The organism is Coprococcus intestinihominis (assembly GCF_040096555.1).
Lineage (GTDB): Bacteria > Bacillota > Clostridia > Lachnospirales > Lachnospiraceae > Coprococcus_A > Coprococcus_A intestinihominis.
In genome coordinates this window covers 1-1,650 of sequence record NZ_JBBMEK010000415.1, presented here as the reverse complement: position 1 = coordinate 1,650, position 1,650 = coordinate 1, and the positions used below count along the sequence as shown (strand labels likewise).

Sequence of the window (1,650 nt, the reverse complement as noted above, 5' to 3'; positions counted from 1 at the left end):
GAGATAGCCGTTATTCTTCTGATAAAAGGCAATTTCCCAGTCACCATGATAATTCATGAAAAAACCGGGCACGCCCTCCAGCCTGCAACCACGTTTCAGTAATTTTCTGGCGATTGCGACAGATTCTTCAGCACAGGTACTTTTATACCCCAAGGCTTCCATATTTGCAACTTCCGTTTCTGTAAGCCCCCTGCTTAACAAATCTTTTCTATGTTGAGGCGATAGCTGCAGCAAGGTTAGAAGTTCCCGGTACGTATGATCCCGTCGCTTATAATCTACAGGTTTTGCCAGGGACTCTTTCTGCTTCTTTTTCCGGCATTGAATTTCCAGTCTCTTTTCCATCTGTTCACCTGCACCCAAATCCAGCTTCTTCTGTATTTCATGGTAAGCTTTTTTATAACAGTCAGAACCATATAGCCCTGTCAATTCTACATATAGTGTAAGCATATTTCCTGCTGCATCACAATGGAAGCAATGATAGACGTTTGCCAGTTCGCCATCTTTGTATACAACAAAATTACACTTCCCCCTCCTGTCTCCGCAAAACGGGCAGACCACATTATAGGAAGCGTCATCACCGCCGGAAAGTCGCTCGATTCCTAAAAGGTTTCCCACATCTGTAATCGTAAATGATGTCATATCCTCTACCTCAAAAGAACATGGTCCCACAGGGGAACCATGTTCATACAAACTCATTATGCAGCCTTTAATTCTTCGGATTCACTTTGATAATCCAGAAGTGTTTTTGCCGCTTTTACCAGCTCTTTATTCGGACCTTTATACTTATTGGCAATCCATTTCAAAGTTTCAGTACCCTTGACTCCGGCTTCCAAAACCTGTTCCATCGTCTTGCCCTTAAACACGCCAAAGTCACACACGAATTTCTTTGCCGCCTCTACTTCGGAATCTGATGTTTCTTCTTCCAGTTCGCCTTGAAGTTCTTCCATAAAGTCAGCATCTTCTTCAAATGGAACTTCTTCTGCATTGACAGGAATAAATCCATCCGCATCCTCAGGTTTGTCCGCCAAAGCTGCCTCTTCTGTGTGCAGTTTTTCTCCTCCTTCAGATGTTGCAACTTCTTTCTTCTCCTCAGATTTCGTTACATGCTCTGCTTGCTTTTCCTCAGATTTCGTTACATGCTCTGCCTGCTTTTCCCAGACTGCCGTATCTTTCTCTGTCTTTTCCGTCACTCTAGTCACCGGAGTGTTCCCCAGCAGAGTTTTCATTTCCTTACTTTTCCCGGAGGATACCGCCGGATTCTTTTTGTCTTCTGCTGTCCCTTTCTTACTTTCTGAACTTTTTACCGCCTTATTTGTTTCCTTTTCTCTTTTGTGAGTTTCTTTCGCCGGCCTATCCGCAGCATTTGTGTCCTGTTCCACATCATGCTTTGTGTAATCAGGATCTTCCTGCTCGCTTCCAACCTGACGGATACAGAATTTATTGCGGAAATAGTATTTCAGTCCATAAGTCAATGCAGTACCATGTGCCTTATCCGGAATCTCGTTTGTTCCGGTAATATGGATTGTCGCATGTCTGCATTCCTCCGGCCGGTCCGCATTTGTCCAGCTAAGCTCTACGTCTGCTTCATATCTCCAAAAGTCATCTTTATCTAATACAAGATATGTCGGATGCCCCTCTTTGTCATACTGG

The 1,650-nt window shown here is 43.9% G+C and carries 1 protein-coding gene and 1 pseudogene; both read right to left on the bottom strand.

The features are described 5' to 3' along the window. Positions 1-696 (bottom strand): annotated as a pseudogene (locus tag WMO25_RS17805) (hypothetical protein); the annotation flags it as partial. After that, positions 696-1,650, bottom strand: a 955-nt coding sequence (locus WMO25_RS17800) for a hypothetical protein (RefSeq protein ID WP_349086542.1), incomplete at its 5' end; no start/stop codon positions are given. The gene WMO25_RS17800 and the pseudogene WMO25_RS17805, both read right to left, overlap by 1 nt.